The sequence below is a fragment of the Haladaptatus sp. SPP-AMP-3 genome, from assembly GCF_049568665.1.
GTDB lineage: Archaea > Halobacteriota > Halobacteria > Halobacteriales > Haladaptataceae > Haladaptatus > Haladaptatus paucihalophilus.
Window position 1 is genome coordinate 505,510 of the sequence record NZ_CP145897.1, and the last position, 19,356, is coordinate 524,865.

Below are 19,356 nucleotides of genomic sequence, written 5' to 3' on the forward strand. Positions count from 1 at the left end.
CGACGGCACGGGAAACGATGTATGGTTGGAGTAGAAGGGTTGTCCAACGTGGAATACCGTGAAGGGAGCGGCGTTTTCAGTTCGCCGCTTCCCCGGATTCGACGTTCGTCCGCCGTCCCAGAAGTCGCTCGCGGAGTACGAGGAGGCACGGAAGCACCGTGACGCACGCGACGAGGGCGTACACGATGCTCAATCCCGTCACCGTCCCGAATCGCCGGAGCGGGGGCGAGAGAGCCAAGGCGAGCACGCCGAACCCGGCGGCCGTCGTCACCGCACTCCCGAGGAGTGCGCCGCCGGTCCCGACGACGGCGGCCGAGAGCGCCTCTCCGAGCGTGTCGTGGCGAGCGCGTTCGTCCACGACGCGTTCGCCGAGGTGGATGCTGTAGTCCACGCCGAGTCCGATGGCCAGACTGGTGATGATGACGGTTTCGCTGTTGAACGGAATGTCGAGCAACGCCATCGTTCCGAGCAGCCACGCGAGCGCGATGAGGACGGGAACGAGGAGCACCACGCCGAGTTCGGGTGCACGGTATCGCCACCAGTACAATCCGACGAGGAACACGAGGATGACGCCGAGCGTGATGGAGAATCCCTCGACGAGCGTCTCGAACAGCGCGCTCTGGACGACGGCGGTAACGACCGGCTGGCCGGTCGCAATCGCCGTGACGGGGGCACCTCGTTCGACCGCGGTGGCGACGGCGCGGGCATCGCTCGCGCTCGACTGCGCCGAGGCGTCGCCCGCGATTCCGACGATAACGCGTGCGGACGCGTACGACCCGTTCGCGTCCCGGTAGAGGACCGTCGTTGCACGTTCGGGGGCCGCGTCGTACAACCGGTCGTAGACCGCCGCGACGTCTTCGTCCGGGAGTCCGTCGCCGTCACGGTCGCGGTCGTCGATTGCCGCGGCCACCGTCTCGTTCGTGGCGGCCACGTCGCGCAGGACCGACGCGGGGCTTTCGACGGCGGCCGACCCGTCCGGCCGCAAGACGACGGTGCCGTTCTGCCCGCCGCGTTCCGCCGCGGTCGTCGTCGCCGCATCGAGCGCCGCGAGCGATTTCGGGTCGGTGACGTTCCCACGGACGAGTATCTGCGCCTCCGACCCTTCACCGCGCTGCCGGAAGTTATCGCTCAGGTACGCGAGGTTCGCGCTGACATCGTACTGGTCGGGCGCGAACGGTTCGGGGAGCGAGTGCATCCACGCGGGGGCGTCCTGCGGGATGAAATCGGCTTGATTGAACTCCGTATCGATGCCCGTCGCGCCGTAGACGCCGGACGACGCGAGGAGGACGGCGACGACGAGGACGACGACGGGTGCCCGTCGGGCGAGATTCGCGGTACCCGAGAGCGCGCGCCGAATCGGCCCGTCGCCGACGCCGAACGCCGAACGCAAGCGGGGACGACCGCGGCGGTCGAAGAAGCGTTCGACTTCGAGTTTGACCGCCGGGACGAGCGCGGCGAAAACGACCAGCATAGCGATGATGCCAGTGCCGCTCAGGAGCGCGAAGTCGCGGATGGACGCCAGCGGACTGACGTAGTTCGAGAAGAATCCGATGGCGGTCGTAAACGCCGCGATGGCCAGCGCGAGGATGACCCCGGAGAGTCCCGACCGCATCGCCATCGCCGGAGACCGCCGGTCGGTATCCGAATCGTCAGTATCGAGGGCACCGGTCCGCGCCTCGCGGTACCGCATGACGACGTGCAGCGAGTAGTCGAGGCTCAACCCGATGAGGAGGAACGGAACCGCGATGAGGAGCGAACTCGACGGAATCCCGAGCCACGCCTGCGCGCCGCTGAGCCACACCATCACGACGCCGACGCCGAAGACGCTGATGAGCACGTCCACGAGGTCGCGGTAGGCGAGGGTGAGCGCGATGAGCAACAGGACGAGGGCGACCGGCGTGATGATGATGAAACTGTCGCCGATGGCCCGCGACGAGGCGTCATCGACGATTCCCTGCCCGAAGACGAACGCGTCGTCGAAGCGCGAATCGACCAGCGACTCGATGGCCACCTGCGCGTCGTACGCGGCTTGAGTCGCGGCTTCCGAGTCGTCCGTTCCTCGCTGGAAGACGAACGTAATCCGTGCGTCGACGCTCGTCGTCCCCGGTTCGTAGTTCGAGGAGAGGAACTCCGTCGGGTCGGTTCCCGGAGCGGCCGCGTCGGAATCGAGCACCGTTCCGACGAGGGACCGGACGTCGGCGGGAGAGCGCGTTTCGAGCGCGCGTATCTGCTGGTCCAACGTCGGCGACGGTGGACGGGTCGGCGGAGCACCGGCGTTCGTCCCGGACCCGTTCTTCGACAAGTTGGCCCGTTGCCGTCGCACGTCCTCGGCGTACGCGGCGGTCGCGACGACGTTCTCGATGCCGACGAGTCCGCGGTCGGCGCGGAGCGTCCCGTTGATGGAGTCGTCGTTACGCACCTCGCGTTGGAGACGGAGACTTCGTAGCAAGGACTCGCGGGAGAGGACGTTTCCGTCCTCGTTTCTCACGACGACTTGGCTTACTATCGCGTCGTTCGTCCCGTACGTCGCCCCGATTTCGTCGAGAGCTTTCTGTTCCTGCGACGTGGTTCCGGCTTGGCCGATGGGCGCGTCGCCCGTTTCACCGATGATCGCGCCCGCACCCACGACCACCGAGACGAGGAGCAAGAGCGCGATGACGAGCCGACTCCGCTCGACGATGGTGTCCGCGAACCGTTCCGCTACCGTCCGCTTCATCGGTCACCACGCGGTCCCGAAGCGGGTCGTCGGTGCGGCACGTCGAACGTGAGGGTACCTTCAGTCGTGACTCTCATTACGATAGTCTCCACAGGCATCGAACAAGAACCGATGGTGGGGTCCCACAACGTGGGACAACCTCGAAACGAGGAGGGAAACCGGCGTGTGAGCGGACGAAAACGCCGCTATTGTCCGTACAGTCCGACGACCATGACGCCGAATCCGACGCAGATGATGGAGCTTTCGAGGAGCATCCCCATCGTGAGTTGGACGTGGAGGAAGTGGTGGAAGACGCCGACTAGTACCGTCCCGACGGTGATGATGAACAACCCGATGGCGAAGTAGCGAAGCCCAGCGAACTGCGTGCGCTCGTAGGCGCGGTAGGCGAGTAGAGTGACGACCCCGCCGAGTCCGAGCGCGGCGAACTTCACGATGACGAGGAGCCACGTTATCGCGTCCATCATGATTCTTTTTTCATCTCCGTCCAGAAAGTCGCCATCCGGTCCGTGGCGTCCCGGTCCGGCCGTTCGATTGAAACCGTAAACTCGTCGTTCTCGTCGATACTGATGGAGATATCCGTGAAATCGCGCTCGTAGAGGGTGGCGTTCGGTCCGTCGCGTCGAACCTCGGTGTACTCCCGCACGAGTCCGGCCTCGCCAAGTCGTTCGAGTTTCCGATACACGGTCGATCGGGGCATGTCGCACTCGGTGCGGAGCGCGGTCGCGGACGTGGGTTCGCGTAACGCCGTGAGGAGCGTTCGACACTTGTCGTCTTCGAGCGAGCGCAGGACCACCGACGGCGGCGGGGACGTCCGGTCGTCCGACGATTCTCGGTTCATGTCTGTAGACGGCTCGGTCGTCTCCGTCTGCTCGGGAACCAGTAACAACCGGCTCCAATCGACGTTGTGTTCGCTCATTCGGGTCGCCGGGACCGCTCGATGCGACGTGCGGAATCGGTCCCGTATCTACCCGTCATTTCCGGGCAGGTGTAAAAGAGACATCGACTCGTCCCAGAAGCTTGGAATTGGGTTCCGTCTCACGGAAACGAGGGGGAGTACAGGATAGTCGGGAGAAATGCAGGTCGGTCGAGAGAAATTCGACGGGGCAGTCTGAAAGAATTCGACGGGACAGTCGAGACGGGCGTTACGGGAGCGTTGCCAAAACCGCTACAGCACCATCGAGAGGAACTGCTTCGCACGGTCCGTCCGCGGGTTCTCGAAGAACTCCTCGGGCGGCGCGGTCTCGATGACGCGCCCGTCGGCCATGAGGACGATTCGGTCGCCGACTTCGCGGGCGAAGCCCATCTCGTGGGTAACGACCATCATCGTCATGCCGCCCTCGGCGAGTTCGCGCATGACGCCCAGCACTTCGCCGACGAGTTCGGGGTCGAGCGCGCTCGTCACCTCGTCGAACAGCATGACGTGCGGGTCCATCGCCAACGCGCGGGCGATGGCCACGCGCTGTTGTTGCCCGCCCGAAAGCTGGTTCGGGTAGGAGTCGGCTTGGTCCTCAAGGCCCACGTCGGTGAGGAGTTGCTGGCTCCGTTCGTCCGCCTCCGCACGCGACAGTCCTTTTACGTCTATCGGCGCGATAGAGACGTTCTCCAGCGCGGTCTTGTGCGGGAAGAGGTTGAAGCTCTGGAACACCATCCCGATACGCTGGCGGAGGAAGTTGATGTCCACCGTCGGGTTGGTGATGGACTGGCCCTCGATGCGGATATCCCCGCCCTGAATCTCCTCCAAGCGGTTCGTACACCGCAAGAGCGTCGATTTCCCGCTGCCACTCGGACCGACGACGACGACCACTTCGCCGTCGTCGATTTCGAGGTCGACATCCTTCAGGACGTGTGCTTCGCCGAAGTACTTGTCAACGCCGTCGAACTCGATTTTCGGGGTACTCATCGCTGTTCACCCCATGCAGCGCGCTCTTCCAGCATACGCACGAGTTTGCCAAGTGGGAGCGTGATGGCGAGGTACGCTATCGCCACGAGGACGAGCGGCGTCCACGCGTCGAATTGGTTGCTGTTGACGTTCCGGAAGAGGCTGATGAGTTCGCTGACGGCGATAACCGACAGCAACGACGTGTCCTTGACCAGGATGATCTGGTCGTTCCCGACCGCGGCGAGGGAGTTTCGGAACGCCTGCGGGAGAATGATTTTCCGCATCGCACTGATGTAGGACATGCCGAGCGACCGCGCGGCCTCCATCTGACCGTCCGGAATGGAGTTGATACCGCCCTTGATCGCCTCGCCGGAGTACGCCGCGTGATTCAGCGAGAGGCCGATGATACCGGCGTACCAACCCCACCGGGAGAAGTTTCCGATGCCGAACCTCGGGAGTCCGATGTACAGGACGAACAGTTGGAAGAGGAGCGGCGTTCCGCGGAAGAACTCGACGTAACACGTGGCGACTGCGCGAGTGAACTTCGTTTTCGACACGCGACCCAAGCCGATGAAGACACCGCCGATGAGCGAGAGGACGCTCGAAACGACGACGATTACGAGAACGTCGATGTACGTGCTGATGAATCGCGGGAAAATGGTCACCAACAGATCGTAATCGACGAAGTCCGTGAGGATACGGAAGATGACGTACGCGATGAGAAGCGAGAATCCTCCAGCGACGGCGATTCCGAACCATTTGAGTCGGGTGTCGGTCAGTAGGCCGTCGCCTGCGCGGTGTTCGGCGGCAGCGTCTTCGTGATATGTCTCTGCCATAATGTATCAAGTTATAGTTGTTTGGTGAAGGCGACGTCCGTGGAATCAGCCCTCGAAATACTTGCCGTATATCTCGTCGTACGTGCCGTCGTCTTTGATGGCCTTGATGGCCTCGTTCACCTGCTTCCGGAGGTCATCGTCGTCCTTGCGGAACGCGATACCGTACTCCTCGATTGTCAGCGTGAGATAGTCGGGTGCGTTCTTCCCCTGCTTCGCGGCTTCTCCTTCGCCCTCGAGGAAGACGACGCCGTCCATCTTGTTCACGAACTCCGCGTTGACGGTGTTGTCGTTGATGACCGCGACCGCCTGCTGGTTCCGCAGCGCGTTGAACGCACCCGCAATCTGGTCGTAGCTGTGAATCGTGAGGCTGCCACCGAAGTCCTCCTTCACTTTCTCCGCCGCACTTTCGCCGGTCGTCCCCTTCTGGACGGCGACGGTCTTGCCTTTCAAGTCGTCGAGCTTCTCGATGCCACCACCCTTGCGAATCGCAACGGTCTGGTACGCCGTGAAGTACGGGTCGGAGAAATCGACCTTCTCGGCGCGCTTGTCGGTGATGGTCATCGCGCTCATGATCAGGCGGAAGTTCTTGTTTTTCAGACTGTCGATGATGGTGTCGAAACCGGCCTTCTTGAACTCGTACTCCCGGTCGAGCTGTCCCTTGAAGATGGCTTCCGCGATACCGGGGTCGAACCCCTCGAGCGACCCGTCCGCCGTCCGGTACTCGAACGGCTTGTACGGAATGTCGGAGCCGATGAGTATCTTGCCGGTGTCGGAATCGTCCTTGCCGTCCGAACTGGTCTTCTCGCCGTCACCGTTGTCGCCGTTGTCGCCGCTACCGCTGCCACCAGAATCGCCCAAACAACCCGCGAGCGCCAGCGTAGCAACCGCTCCGGAACTCGCCTTGAGGTAGGTTCGTCTATCCATGCTATGAAAACATATACCACAATTATATTAGCCTTCCGTCTCGGTTCCGTTCGAATTGAAAGTTAGGCAAAGTAACGGGCATTCGCCGTGAATACTGTTCATCATCGTTCGCAATATTATCCTATTATTCGCTAATTAGTCGTTATCGGGACAGAATTGTCATAAAAGAATTCTGGAAATAGCATCGAGGAGGACCCTACTTCACTCGAAGTCGATTTCGGCGTTATCTCAAAGCGTTCGAACGTCGATACGAGAAGGGAAATCCTGATACGCCGCGCCCCTGTATTATCGGGGATGAGTTCCTCCGACCCACAGGGTTTGCAGGCGTTCCCCGACGAACTATCCGAGCGAGAAGCGTGGCTCGAACCGTTCGACTGGTATCGGGAGATGCGCGAGCGGGCGCCGGTTCGGTACGACCCGACGCGGAAGGTGTGGGACGTGTTCCGATACGACGACGTAAAGGAGATGCTCGACGACGACGAGCGATTCTCCGTGAGCCCGCGGAACGCGAGCGGATTTCAGGAACCGGAGGGCGAGGAGGCGGGCGTCATGCTCGATACGATGCTCCTACAGGACCCGCCGCGACACGACGAACTCCGCGGCGTCGTGGACGAGGAGTTCAGTCCCCGGACGATTCGGGAACTGGAGCCGCGTATCCGCGAGTTGACGACGGAGTTGCTGGACGATATCCTCGATAACGGGAACGAAATCGACCTCGTGGAGGAGTTCGCCTACCCGCTTCCCGTCATCGTTATCGCCGAACTGTTGGGCGTTCCGCCGGAGGACCGCGAGCAGTTCAAAACGTGGTCGGACGCCATCGTCTCGGCCGCGAGCGAGGACGAGAGCGGCGCGGAGTTCGTCGAACGCCAAGAGGAGATGCGCCAAGAGATGGCGTTCTACTTCATCCAACTCATGGAAGACCGGCGCGAGAATCCGCGAGACGACCTCATCTCGACGCTCGTCACCGCCGAAATCGACGGCGAACCGCTCACGCATCGGGAAATCCTCGGGACGTGTATTCTGTTGCTCGTCGCCGGGAACATCACGACGACGAACCTCATCACGAACGCGATGCGGTGTTTCGACGAGGTGGACGCCGTGGACGAACTGGCGGGCGACGACCGCGCGCTCACCACGGCCATCGAGGAGGTGCTTCGATACCGGTCGCCCGTGCAGGCGATGACACGCGTGGCGATGGAGGACGTGACGATGCACGACGAAACCATCGAGGAAGGCGACCAACTCGTCGTCTGGCTCGGTTCCGGAAACCGCGACGAGCGGCAGTTCGACGACGCGGACGAGTTTCGGCCCGACCGCACACCGAACCAACACTTCGGGTTCGGCTACGGTACCCACTACTGTCTGGGTGCGCCGCTCGCCCGGCTCGAAGCGAAGGTTGCGCTCTCGGAACTGCTGTCTCGCGTGTCGAACGTCACGATACCCGAGACGACGCTCGAACCGACGCGGAGTTCGTTCATCTACGGCGTCGAGTCGCTCCCGATTCGCTTCGACCGCGAGTGAGGCGGGGCGGCAGAGCTTATCGACGTGGGAAGCGTCTCTACCGACATGAGTCTCGACGTCACGACACCCGCCGCGCCGACCATCTACGAGCTAACGCGGGACGACCAGTACGAGTCCGACGTCCACAAACGAGCCGACCTCCAGACGTATCTGGACGGCGAGGAGAACGCGTGGCACGAGGGATTCTCCGCGTGGGCGGCGGAGACGGCGCTCTCGGTAGACGCGTATCACATCGCGCTCGACCTCGGGTGTATCGCGGCGTTCGACTTCTACTGGGACCCGGAACTGGACGAAGTGGCGTACGAAGCGCCCGAAATCCCGGACGATTGGGAGAACCGGAGTCGCTACGCGGACATCGATTCGTGGTCCACCGTCTCGGCCATCAACGAGGAGATGGACGCCCTCGGCGAGACGGTGGCGGGCGTGCTCACCGAGTACTACGTCGATTGGGAGTCCGAACGGGACATCGTGGAGACCTTCGGCGACCAGTACAACGGTCGGGACGACGCGATGCCGGAGCACATCCGGGAGGACAGTCGCTACGAGTGAGAGAAGGGTGCGTAGTGAAGTTCAGGGAAAATCACGTGAGGAAGTGAGGAGAAGGGTAGGTGAGGAAGTGCGACGGAATTACGGCGGAAGTGTGACGGCATTATGACGGCACTTCGGTCCCGAATCTGTTCGAGAACTCCTCTTCCCGGATGTGAAGCGTCTGGAAGACCGGTTCGAGGTCGTCGATGGAGAAGCGAACGACGACGAGTTCCGGCGCGACCGCTTCGAGCTCCTCGACCGTGGGCAGTTCGTCGCCCTCGATTTTTAGCCCGAGCCAGCGCGCTCGTTCGATGCCGTAGCGAACGAGCGCGCTCCGGACGAACTCCGCGATTTCCCGCGTGTCGGTCGTGGCGAGTCCCGTCGTTTTCCGGCGGGTGCCGCGGAGCCAGACGGTCGCCGGGTGCTCCTCGCGAAAGTTCTTCCACCAGTTGCTGTGGTGGCGGAGGGTGGTGGCGACGAGGGTATCCTCGCGCCGGTCGTAGGCGACGGGCGTGGTGTATCGCGTGCCCGACCGTCGTCCGACATAGGAGAGGAGCATGAGTCGGTTGCTCACGAGCCAGTGGGCCTTCGAGCGGAGGAGCCGCCGGAGGACGGGATTGGCGACGTACCGCTCGAGGAGAAAAAACGGTGTCGGTGGAGCCCTGATTTCGACCGTCCGTCCACCGCCGCCGTCCCCGCGGGTCGCGTCGTCAGTCGGCATGGACGTTCCTCCGTCCTCTTCGGACGTGGTTTCCACGACTGAGCGCCAGCACCATACCGATAGATGGAGAAGAAACGGCTTAAATGGACCGTCAGACGGAGGAGGGACCGTCAGACAGGGGTGTGGCGTGTCGTCGCCCCGTCACCGTTCGGTTTCGTTTTCTCGCCACCGTTCGGGGGCGTTCCCTCGCGTCACTGCACGGCGCGTCGATACTGTATCGGCCACTCGACGCTATCTTCGGCGTCGAGTTCCTCGGCGGCGTGCAACGTGAAGTAGGGGTCGCGGAGGTGTTCACGCCCGATAATCGCGAGGTCGGCGCGCCCGTTCCGGATGAGGGCGTCGGCCTGTGCGGGTTCCGTGATGCCGCCGACCGCGCCGACGTGAACGTCCGTGTCCTCGCGGATTCGCTCCGCGAACGGGACTTGGTAGTTCGGTCCCGGATTCGGAATCCGCTGGTCGGGATGGAGTCCACCGGCGCTCACGTCGATGAGGTCGGCACCGATGTTGTCGAGTCGGTCGGCGAGGTGGACGGAATCCTCTATCGTCCACGACTCGCGCTCGGGGAGCCAGTCGGTCGCCGAGATGCGGACGAAGACGGGTTTGTCGTCGGGCCACACGTCGCGGACCGCTTCCGTCACCTCTCGAACGATGCGGGTTCGGTTCTCCAGACTGCCGCCGTACTCGTCCTCGCGGTCGTTCGTAACGGGAGAGAGGAACTCGTGGAGGAGATAGCCGTGTGCGGCGTGGACTTCCGCGATTTCGAACCCGGCGTCGAGCGAGCGCTCGGCCGCCGCCGCGAAATCGTCCACCAGCGTGGCGATGTCGTCCGTCGTCATCTCGCGGAGTTGCGGCGGCGTATCCTCGTAGGGCCACGGGTCCGCACTCGGGGCGATGGCTTCCCAGCCGCGTTCGTCGGGTTGGAGCGGTCGGTTTCCGTCCCACGGACTGGTCTTGCTAGCCTTCCGACCCGCGTGGGCGAGTTGAATCGCCGGGAGCGCACCGCGCTCCCGGATGAACTCGGTTATCGGGGCGAGCGCCTCGGCGTGGTCGTCGCTCCAGATGCCGAGGTCGTCCGGCGAGATTCGACCGCGCGGTTCGACGGCCGTCGCTTCGGTCATCACGATACCGGCGCTGCCGGTGGCGCGGCTTCCGAGGTGGACGCGATGCCAGTCGGTTGCCAGTCCATCGCCGTCACAGGAGTACTGGCACATCGGCGAGACCATCACGCGGTTTCGCGCCGTGGACTCTCGAAACGAGATACTACTGAACAGGTCGTCGGTCATCGTTCCCCGTACGGATTCGACGCTTAAGATAGCTACAAACACAGTCGGATTTGCCGACTTTCGTCGGTGACGACCCGAAGACTTATACTACATTGACATGCACGTCGGAAACAATGGAGAAATGTGGCGAAAACAGTTCCGAGGCCCGAGAAACGGCCGAGATTTTCACCCGGGAACTGGCGGAACTCAAGCGCCGAGGAAGTGGCCTCTTGGTGGTGGGAGCGGAACCACCCATGCAACGAGCGTGCGAGCGGTTCCTCGGCGACGCCACGGCAACGCCGCGCCGTCGGGTTTTCGTTCGAACCGACGGTAATTTCGTTCGGCCCGACGGTGAGTGCCACCACACGCACGCGGGGACGCACGAGGATGCGAAAGTCATCAAGCAGGCGGCGGATACTCGGAGCACAGCGGCCGCTTCGAACGTCAGCAATCGAGCAAACACGACCGTCCTCCGGACTCAAAACCTCGCTCCGCTCGGCATCGAGATTTCCGGCGCGATAGACGAGTTCGAACGGGAGTGCGGTCCGTTAGCACCCGGAGAACTTCGGGTCTGTTTCGACTCGCTGACTCCCATCATCGAGGAACACGACCGCGAATCGGTGTTCCGGTTTCTACACGTCCTGATCGGTCGTATCAAGACCGTCAATGGCATGGGCCACTTCCACCTTCCGGCGGAGATGGATTCCACTATCGTCCGAACGCTGTTGCCCGTCTTCGACGCCGCGGTCGAGATTCGGATGAACGGCGGTAACGCGGAACAGCGGTGGCATCTGGTCGAACGGGACGTGACGACCGAGTGGCTATCGCTTTGAATTGACGAATCGACGTTTTCGGGAAGACGGTATGTGAATCGGCACTACCGTTGCGAACCGGCCAGTACCCACCGCTGCCAGTCATCAGTACCGACGGCGCGAATCTGCGCGTTTCGGCGCACGAATAACTGCAGTCCAGCGGTAGTGTTCGACACATTGCGAGATAAAAGCAATCATGTGTCATTAATCCGGTTGTGAGTAAATAATTTACCTACCGAGTCCTAAGGTGTAACCATGTCACAGAAACCGATCCATCGACGGGAGCAACTCTACATCGATGGCGAGTGGCTAGACGCCGACGGCACGCTCGACGTAACCGACCTCGCGGACGGGGGCGTCTTCGCCGAAGTCGCCGCCGCCGATGCCGAACAAGCCGACAACGCGCTCGCTGCAGCGGAGCGGGCGGAAGCGGTCATGCGCGAAACGACGATTCCGCAACGGGCGGGATGGATGGAGGACATCGCGGACGGTCTCCTCGAACGGAAGGAGGAACTGGCCGAAGTCATCGTCCGAGAGGCAGGGAAACCGATTTCGAGCGCGAGCGGCGAGGTCGAAAGCGCGGCCGAACGGTTCCGCCGCGCGGCGGAGGAGGCCCACGACCTGCAAGGCGAGTTCCGCCAGGGAACCACGAGCGGCCACGAAGGGTGGGAAGCAATCCTCAAGCCGGAACCCATCGGCACGATTCTGGCGATTACGCCGTACAACTACCCCCTCGCCACGACCGCGCTGGAGGTCGCCCCGGCGCTCGCGGCGGGTAACTGCGTCATCCTCAAGCCCGCCAGCAAGACGCCGGTGAGCGCGGCGATTCTCGCCGACGTAATCGCGGACGTCGGACTACCGAAGGGCGCGTTCAACTTCACGCCGGGCCGTGGAAGCGATATCGGCGACCTGCTCGTCGGTGACAACCGCATCAACATGATCACGATGACCGGCAGCAGCGCGGCCGGGAAGCACGTCGCGCGCAAGAGCGGGATGGTCAATTTGCACATGGAACTGGGCGGCAACGCGCCCGCCGTCATCTTCCCCGACGCCGACCTCTCCGAGGTTGCCGGTGCCTGCACGAAAGGGTCGTTCAAGTACGCCGGACAGCGTTGTTCCGCCGTCAGCAGGGTGCTCGCCCACGAAAGCGTCCACGACGAAGTGGTCGACCGGATAGACGCGGCGATGGACGAGTGGGTCGTCGGCGACCTCTTCGACGAGGACACCCAGATGGGACCGCTCATCAGCGAGAGCCAAGCCGAGTGGGTCGAGGAACTCGTCGAGGACGCGGCGGAGAAAGGCGCCGACCTGGTTCGCGGCGGCGACCGCGACGGGCAGTTCTTCGAACCGACGCTGCTGGCGAACGTGCCGCACGACGCGCGAATTATCCACGAGGAACAGTTCGGTCCCGTCGCGGCCGTCACGACCTTCGAAACCGAGGAGGAAGCCCTCGAAATCTCGAACGGTGGCGACCTCGCGCTCGACGCCGCCGTGTTCACGGACGATTACGACCGCGCACGCCGGATGGCCGATAAACTCGACGCCGGAGCCGTGCGCATCAACGGGGCACCGAGCCACGGACTCGGCGACATCCCGTTCGGCGGGAACAAAGGATCTGGTATCGGTCGGCAGGGACTCCACCTGACCATCGAGGAGATGGTCCGACAGAAGAGCATCATCCTCTGAAGCGAGTCGTTCGTTTTCGTTTCGGTGACGGAACAGCACGTGGAGTGTGATTACCGTCGGTGGGGCGTCTTTATACCGCGGCGAGGTTCACGGTCGGATTCACGTCGTGCCGTGTACCGCTTGGAGTTACATCGTTCCGTGTACTCTCTCGATTCTCGGTACACCCAGTTCTCCTGTCACACGTGAACACACCAACGAACCCCGTCGTTCCGCTGTGTCTGACGGGTAGAACGGACGGAGCGGTTTCATCGTTTCTCTATCGTTGTATAAACGAGATCTGGTTTTTTACGGCTCGATTCGCCACTTTGTACGACTTTCGATGTTCCGGTCGGTCGAAGCTCCCACGGGACGAACCCCGTCGTTCCGCTGTTTTTTGGCCCGTCGAACCCACGTCGTGACCCCCCCACCGCCGTTCCGTTGTTTGTTCTACTTTTTTAGAAATAATCGACATTTGTGATGGGACGTTAAGTTATGGGGTCGTGTGCAGTCGAACGCGGGTGACGGCCCGTAGTCGAGTCTATCGCCGTAGTCGGCGTGCTGCCGGATATCTCGAAGGTCGGACCCTTGAACCCTCGTCGCTCGACGTTCGCCTACCGGAACGGCATAGAAGTGATGTTTCGAACGCCGTCGGTCCGTCGAACCCCATCGTTCCGCTGTTTTCGCTTCTATCGTCCCACCGTTCTCGCCTTCCGCCGTTCCACCGTTCTCCGCGATCCGTCACTCTCGGCTACTCGTCCTCCCAATTGAGAGTCGTCCACCCGCCCCTCACGACCCGCGAGGAGAGGTCGCCGCCGGAGGGATAGGGGGTAATCACGAGGGTTGGACACCACCAAGAACAGATTATCACCGAGAGCTGAGAATCACCGAAGGCTGGACACCACCGAACGTCGTCGTTGGATACCCCACCGTTCCGCTGTTTTTTCGTGAATTCGGTCGGCAAACGAGCAAGAAGGCAACTTTGCACCCGCATCAGATTTGTTTCACCACCCCATCGTTCCGCTGTAATTATGCTCGCCGTCGATACGTCCGGCCGGACGAACCGCGGCAAAACGAATCGTCATCTGCAGTCGATAGTTCCCACCCCACCGGTCCGTCCAATCGATTAGCACTATCACGATTCGCTGGTGGTCACGGTCACTGGTGATCGCGGTCGCTGTCTCGGTTGGTTCTCTCTGCTTCGACTCACCGTCGCTACCCCTGACCGAGATGGTCGGTTGGTTCATATCTACGGGACTGTTTGACACAGGCCATACACCGTCGTTCCGCTGTCTTTGGACCGGGGCTGTTTGCTAGTTCCGGTCGTTACCCACTCGAACAGTGGTTCTTATCCACCCCATCGTTCCGTTGTTCTCTATAGTCGTGCAGAGTTCGTGGTAGGACCGTGGCGACCGTTGTTTCCGGTGTCATGTTTGATTTATAATGACCCCCACCCCTCTGTTCCGCTGAATTCGCGCTCGAAGGTGGGGCGGGGGAATCGCGGAGCGTTTGAAAGAGAACAGAGGGGAACGAAGAGAGAATAATTCAACGACTATTTCGTCGAAATAGTCTTTTTCGTCTAGTTTACGGATACTGTTGTGATGGTCATGACTTGAACGTTTCCGTTCTAGAAAGACTTCCCTCATCCCCTCCCACTCTTCCCGACCAACTCAGCGGAATCGAGGGGTGGGGGTGGTTTTTAAACAAACAGGACAGAAGAAACAACGGAATCATAGGAACGGCCGGTTCGGCGGTCGGTTAGTATCGGTCGAATCCACGGCTACGGCGTGAAATCCACTGCTTCGAGCACTCTCCCCCGAAGTCGGGTGATACAGATGAAACTCAGGAATCACAGGAACGGGTGGTTCGGAAGCGTTATAGTACTCCTCCGTTTGCGAAAATACAATGGGTTCATTCGAGTTCGTTCGCGAACATTCTCCGTACAAAAATCGTGAAGCATTACTGGACGATTATACGCCCGACACGCTGGTGGGCCGTGATTCCGAATTGGAGGAGTACCACGGGGCGCTACAACCCGCAATCTATGGCGAACAGCCGGACAACATCTTTCTCTACGGTAAGGCCGGTGTGGGAAAAACCGCTGCGACGCGATTTCTGCTCGACAAGCTCGAAAACAACGCGGACGACTACGACGACCTCGATATCTTCACCGAACTGGTCAACTGCGACGGGCTCAACTCCAGTTATCGCGTGGCGAGCCATCTGGTGAACACGCTTCGTGACCCCGCGAACCGAATCAGCGAAACCGGCTACTCCCGGTCGCAGGTGTACGAGTTGATGTGGGACGAACTCGACACTCACGGCGGCATCATCCTGCTCGTACTGGACGAAATCGACCATCTCAAGGACGACAGCATTCTCTATCAGCTTTCTCGCGCACGCGAAAACGGGAACCTGACCGAGGCCCGAATCGGCCTCATCGGTATCAGCAACGACCTCACGTTCCGCGACGGCCTCTCGCCGAAGGTTCGCTCCTCGCTGTGTGAACGCTCCATCTCCTTTTCGACCTACGACGCCAACGAACTTCGGGCCGTTCTCGACCAACGTCGGGAGGTCGCGTTCAAGGACGACGTGCTGACCGAGGACGTGATTCCGCTGTGCGCGGCGTTCGGCGCACAGGAGTCGGGCGACGCGCGAAAAGCGCTCGACTTGCTGCTCAAGGCGGGCGACCTCGCGCGCGAGGAGAACGCGGAACGGGTGTCCGAGGAACACGTCCGGCGGGGCCGCGACCTGCTCGAACGCGAGCAGGTCGCTCGCGGCATCGCCGATCTGAACGACCACGAGCGACTGGTCGTCTACGCCCTCGCAACGTTGGAGGCGGAAGGCGAAACGCCCGCCCGGTCGCGCGAAATCTACTCCCGGTACAAGGCGCTCTCGGTGACGGCCCAGCGCGAGGCCCTCACCGCCCGCTGGCTTCGAGAACATCTGGACGACCTCGCCATGCTCGGCATTCTTTCTGTGTCCGAAATCAACGAAGGGTCGGCCGGTGGAAAGTATCGAGAATACGCGCTCCAGCAGGACCTCGCCGTCGTGCTGGACGCGCTCGAAGAAACCCTCGAAGCGATGGGGGTTCACACGAGCGTCAAAGGGTACGTCTGACTCATCCGCCGGACCCATCGGACTCATCCGCCGAACCCATTGGATACAGCAGACCCCCGATATCAGACGCTCGCGATTTTACACCGGTCACACGATATCTTCGAGTTCCGACTCCACCGATGAGACGCCGTTCTCTATCGATTTTCGTTCGAAGTAGAGCAACTCGATGGCGACGACGACGACCGCGATGGTCGCGACCGTCCAGAACACCGAGTTCTCGCTCGTGTAGAGGTGCCAAAGCAGTGCGGCGATGGTCGCGACCGCTCCGGCGGCACCGATTGCGGGCACGACGCTCGTTTTCAGGTCTCCGCCGCTCCGATTTCTGAACGCGAGATAGCTCGCGGCCCCGAAGATGGTGATGAACGCGAGCGACGCAAAGGACGAAATCCCGTCCAAACTTCCGAGGGCGGTGAACGCCATCGTCAGCGTTCCCAGAATCACCAGCGCCCGAACCGGTTCCCCGTCGCCGTTGCCGCCGACTTGTGCGGGGAGGTAGTCTTGGGACACCATCTTGTTGAGAAGTCGGGAGGAACTGAACAGCGTCGCGTTGATGGCGCTTCCCGTGGAAAACAGCGCCGCAATCGAGATGAGGACGAATCCGGCTTGACCGAGGAACGGCCTCGCGGCCACCGCCAGCGCTGTCTCGGCGTTCTGTTTGATGACGCGCGGCGGAACGAGGTTCGTCGTCACGACGGCGACGATGATGTACAGGGCGGTCACGCCGACGATGGAGATGTATATCGCCTTTCGTATCGTCTCCGCCGGATTCCTGATACTGTCGCGGTCGAACAACAGGAGTTCCCAGCCTTCGAACGCGACGAACGAGAGCGCGGCCGCGATGACTGGGCCGACGCCGAACTGTGACAGGCCGGAGCTGAGCTTTCCGTTTTTGAATCCGTAGTAGACGCCGCCCAACCCGAAGAGGAGCAGTATCGTCACCTTCAATCCGACCAGCACGTCCTCGGTCCGTCCCGACGCGTGCGCGCCGAGGACGTTGAGGCCGACGAACAGGACGATGACGGCCGCGGAGACGAACGGCCGCGCCGGTAGCCCGGCGATCGTCCTGATACCCACGAGTTCGGTGAAGTAGCCGCCGAACGCGTAGGCGTACATCGCCATCGTGCCGATGTAGCCGACGACGAACGTCCACCCGGTCATTCCGGCCAGTTTCGTACTCCCGGTGAACCGCTCGATGTAGGTCAGCGGACCGTCGTCGTCTTCCTTCGAGAGTTTCCCGAGTCGAACGAACGAGTAGCCCGCGGCCAGCGCGATAACCCCCGCGACGATGAACGCGAGCCACGCGAGCGTGCCCGCGGCTGACGCCACGACGCCGAGAACGGCGAAAATACCGCCGCCAACCATCCCACCGACCGCCATCGAAACCGACGCGGGTAACCCGATCTTTTCGGACGCCATATATGACCAACCGTGTTCCAGTATATCAATAGTATCGACCATCTATCAGCATAAGGTCAGAAACGGTGCCGGACGAGGGAAACCGACGACGAGGGTGGAGAGGGTGTCATTGAAGGGAAACACCGGCGGGGAACTGCGAGTCACCGCGACGTTCGTTCCCTTCTCGCGCGAACGATGACCATCGTTTATTGAGTTCCTCGGCGTATCTCTCGCGGCATGAGAAACGACCGACTGACACACGGCTATTCACGACGACGATTTCTCGCCGTCACCGGTGGGACGCTGGTCGGGGTGACCGCCATCGGAAGTGCCCAGCGGACTGACGATTCACACGCCGAAGCGTTCCGATTCGGCGGTCGCGTCCAAGGATGGCGAGGGAGGGAACCGAACGCCATCGAGGGGCAAGCGAACCCCACACTTCGATTGCACACCGGGGAGGTGTATCGGGTAACGTGGACGAATCTGGACGGGCAACCGCACAATTTCGCCCTCCGGAACTCGGACGGACGGAACCTGAAAGTCATCTTCCCGAACGTGCGGACGAACACGAACGGCGGGAACATGGGCGACGGAACGATGGATGAGGGGAACATGGGCGGCGGAAACGGTGGCAACGTGACGCCACCGAACGACGCCATCAGACAGACGGAAATCGTCCGAACGAAGGGGTCGACGCAGACGTTCCGGTTCGTCGCCACGGCGGACATCGACCGGTACACCTGCACCGTCCACCCGACGACGATGCAGGGGAGCGTGGAGACGAGCAGCGATGGAGAGTCGAACCACGGCGGCGAAAGCGGTGACCACGGTAGAAACGGCGGGCACGAAGGCGGGAAGGGTGACCACATGGATGGAGACGGCACTCACGATGGGGATGGCGACCACATGGGAGAGAATGGCGGTCACATGAACGGGGATGACCACGGAGGCGACCACGTGGGTTCGAACACCGAGCACGGTCGTGACGATTGAAACGGCGCCAACGGCGCGTAACGGACCTCCGTTTTCGACTCGTGGCTGGCAACTAGAACTAACCGACCGGCGGTCGATTTCGACGTATGAACCCCGAAACCGGATTCGTCACGCAGGTCGGCATGGAGTACGAGGAGGCGTTCGAGGTCGCGGGCAATCTCGGCTTCGACTACGTGGAAGTGATGATGGACGGCGCGAACGAGCGCACCCGCATCGACCCCGAGTCGGTGCGGTCGCGGGCGGACGACTGCGACGTCGGCCTCGCGGTACACCTGCCGTTCTCGTTGGACATCGGGTCCCCGTTCGAGCACGTCCGCGAGGGAGCGGTTCGGGAACTGCAAGCCGCAATCGAGACGGCGCGAGAGTTCGGAGCGACGAAGGGAGTCGTTCACGCGAGTTCGAGCGCGTGGAAACCGGCGTGGGACGCGGAGGAAATCGGGTCGAACGTCGTCGAATCGGTGAACACGCTCGACGAGTTCGCCCGCGAACGCGACTTCGAACTGTGCGTCGAGAACATCCCGTGCGGGTGGTTCTCCGTTCACGATTTCGACGGACTGTTCGCGGAGACGGACGCGTCGATGACGCTGGATACGGGCCACGCGAGAATGGACGGTTTGGATTCCGGCGACATCGCCGCCTTCGTCGGACGCCACGGCGGCCGAATCTCGCACTTTCACTTGAACGACACGCGCCGCGCGAGGGACGAACACCTCCCGTTCGGCGCGGGGACGCTCGATTTTCGCGCCATCTTCGACGCCCTGCCCGACGACTGGGAGGGGACGCTCTCGCTCGAAGTGTTCACCCTCGATTACGGCTACATCGAGACCAGCAAAGCGTATCTGGACGAACTGCTGTGAATCCTGAATCCTGAATCTTGAATCCTAAATCGACGGCGAAACCGCCGAAAACGGGGCTACTGGTTCCCCGGTTTTTCCTACTGCATAGTCACTCTTTGTACTGAATGTCACTTATTTATCCTATTATTAA

At 61.8% G+C, this 19,356-nt stretch carries 16 protein-coding genes; 7 read left to right on the forward strand and 9 right to left on the reverse strand.

Going from position 1 to position 19,356, the window contains the following annotated elements:
- Positions 1-76 precede the first annotated feature (76 nt).
- The 6 genes from V5735_RS03105 to V5735_RS03130 form a co-directional block, all read right to left on the reverse strand.
- Complete coding sequence (locus V5735_RS03105; protein ID WP_423745033.1) at positions 77-2,716, reverse strand: efflux RND transporter permease subunit; 2,640 nt, start codon at positions 2,714-2,716, stop codon at positions 77-79.
- Between the two features lie 185 nt (positions 2,717-2,901).
- Positions 2,902-3,180 carry a DUF7521 family protein gene (locus V5735_RS03110; RefSeq protein ID WP_069450431.1) on the reverse strand — a complete coding sequence of 93 codons (279 nt, stop codon included), beginning with the start codon at positions 3,178-3,180 and terminating at the stop codon, positions 2,902-2,904.
- On the reverse strand, positions 3,177-3,632 hold the full coding sequence (locus V5735_RS03115; RefSeq protein ID WP_423745034.1) for a helix-turn-helix domain-containing protein: 456 nt from the start codon (positions 3,630-3,632) through the stop codon (positions 3,177-3,179). Before V5735_RS03115 ends, V5735_RS03110 begins: the two co-directional genes overlap by 4 nt.
- 249 nt (positions 3,633-3,881) lie before the next feature.
- On the reverse strand, positions 3,882-4,616 hold the full coding sequence (locus tag V5735_RS03120) for an amino acid ABC transporter ATP-binding protein (RefSeq protein WP_423745035.1): 735 nt from the start codon (positions 4,614-4,616) through the stop codon (positions 3,882-3,884).
- A complete protein-coding gene (locus V5735_RS03125) occupies positions 4,613-5,431 on the reverse strand; it encodes an amino acid ABC transporter permease (protein WP_007979025.1) in 819 nt (272 codons plus the stop codon). The genes V5735_RS03120 and V5735_RS03125 overlap by 4 nt, the downstream gene beginning before the upstream one ends.
- Positions 5,432-5,476: 45 nt before the next feature.
- Positions 5,477-6,355, reverse strand: coding sequence for a transporter substrate-binding domain-containing protein (locus V5735_RS03130; RefSeq protein ID WP_423745036.1), 879 nt, complete (start codon positions 6,353-6,355; stop codon positions 5,477-5,479).
- Between the two features lie 294 nt (positions 6,356-6,649).
- Here V5735_RS03130 and V5735_RS03135 point away from each other — a divergent pair, with 294 nt between their 5' ends.
- Positions 6,650-7,876, forward strand: coding sequence for a cytochrome P450 (locus V5735_RS03135; protein ID WP_423745037.1), 1,227 nt, complete (start codon positions 6,650-6,652; stop codon positions 7,874-7,876).
- A 45-nt stretch (positions 7,877-7,921) separates the two neighbouring features.
- Complete coding sequence (locus V5735_RS03140) at positions 7,922-8,425, forward strand: hypothetical protein (RefSeq protein ID WP_423745038.1); 504 nt, start codon at positions 7,922-7,924, stop codon at positions 8,423-8,425.
- 100 nt (positions 8,426-8,525) lie between these two features.
- Here V5735_RS03140 and V5735_RS03145 read toward each other — a convergent pair whose 3' ends face one another.
- Both V5735_RS03145 and V5735_RS03150 read right to left on the reverse strand, forming a co-directional pair.
- Complete coding sequence (locus V5735_RS03145; RefSeq protein ID WP_423745039.1) at positions 8,526-9,125, reverse strand: nitroreductase/quinone reductase family protein; 600 nt, start codon at positions 9,123-9,125, stop codon at positions 8,526-8,528.
- Between the two features lie 191 nt (positions 9,126-9,316).
- Positions 9,317-10,408, reverse strand: a complete 1,092-nt coding sequence (locus V5735_RS03150; RefSeq protein WP_423745040.1) for an NADH:flavin oxidoreductase/NADH oxidase — start codon at positions 10,406-10,408, stop codon at positions 9,317-9,319.
- Positions 10,409-10,521: 113 nt separating this feature from the next.
- Here V5735_RS03150 and V5735_RS03155 point away from each other — a divergent pair, with 113 nt between their 5' ends.
- From V5735_RS03155 to V5735_RS03165, 3 genes are all read left to right on the forward strand, one after another.
- A complete protein-coding gene (locus V5735_RS03155; RefSeq protein ID WP_423745041.1) occupies positions 10,522-11,220 on the forward strand; it encodes a DUF7504 family protein in 699 nt (232 codons plus the stop codon).
- Between the two features lie 234 nt (positions 11,221-11,454).
- Complete coding sequence (locus V5735_RS03160) at positions 11,455-12,885, forward strand: aldehyde dehydrogenase family protein (RefSeq protein WP_423745042.1); 1,431 nt, start codon at positions 11,455-11,457, stop codon at positions 12,883-12,885.
- Between the two features lie 1,881 nt (positions 12,886-14,766).
- Entirely contained in the window at positions 14,767-15,981 is a 1,215-nt protein-coding gene (locus V5735_RS03165) for a Cdc6/Cdc18 family protein (RefSeq protein ID WP_007979040.1), read from the forward strand.
- An 87-nt stretch (positions 15,982-16,068) separates the two neighbouring features.
- Here V5735_RS03165 and V5735_RS03170 read toward each other — a convergent pair whose 3' ends face one another.
- Positions 16,069-17,397: an APC family permease gene (locus tag V5735_RS03170; RefSeq protein WP_423745043.1), complete on the reverse strand. Its 1,329-nt coding sequence runs from the start codon at positions 17,395-17,397 to the stop codon at positions 16,069-16,071.
- 216 nt (positions 17,398-17,613) lie between these two features.
- On the opposite strand from V5735_RS03170, the gene V5735_RS03175 reads away from it, so the two are divergent.
- Positions 17,614-18,369: a hypothetical protein gene (locus tag V5735_RS03175; RefSeq protein WP_423745044.1), complete on the forward strand. Its 756-nt coding sequence runs from the start codon at positions 17,614-17,616 to the stop codon at positions 18,367-18,369.
- Between the two features lie 86 nt (positions 18,370-18,455).
- Positions 18,456-19,226, forward strand: coding sequence for a sugar phosphate isomerase/epimerase family protein (locus tag V5735_RS03180; protein WP_423745045.1), 771 nt, complete (start codon positions 18,456-18,458; stop codon positions 19,224-19,226).
- The last annotated feature ends 130 nt before the right edge of the window (positions 19,227-19,356 follow it).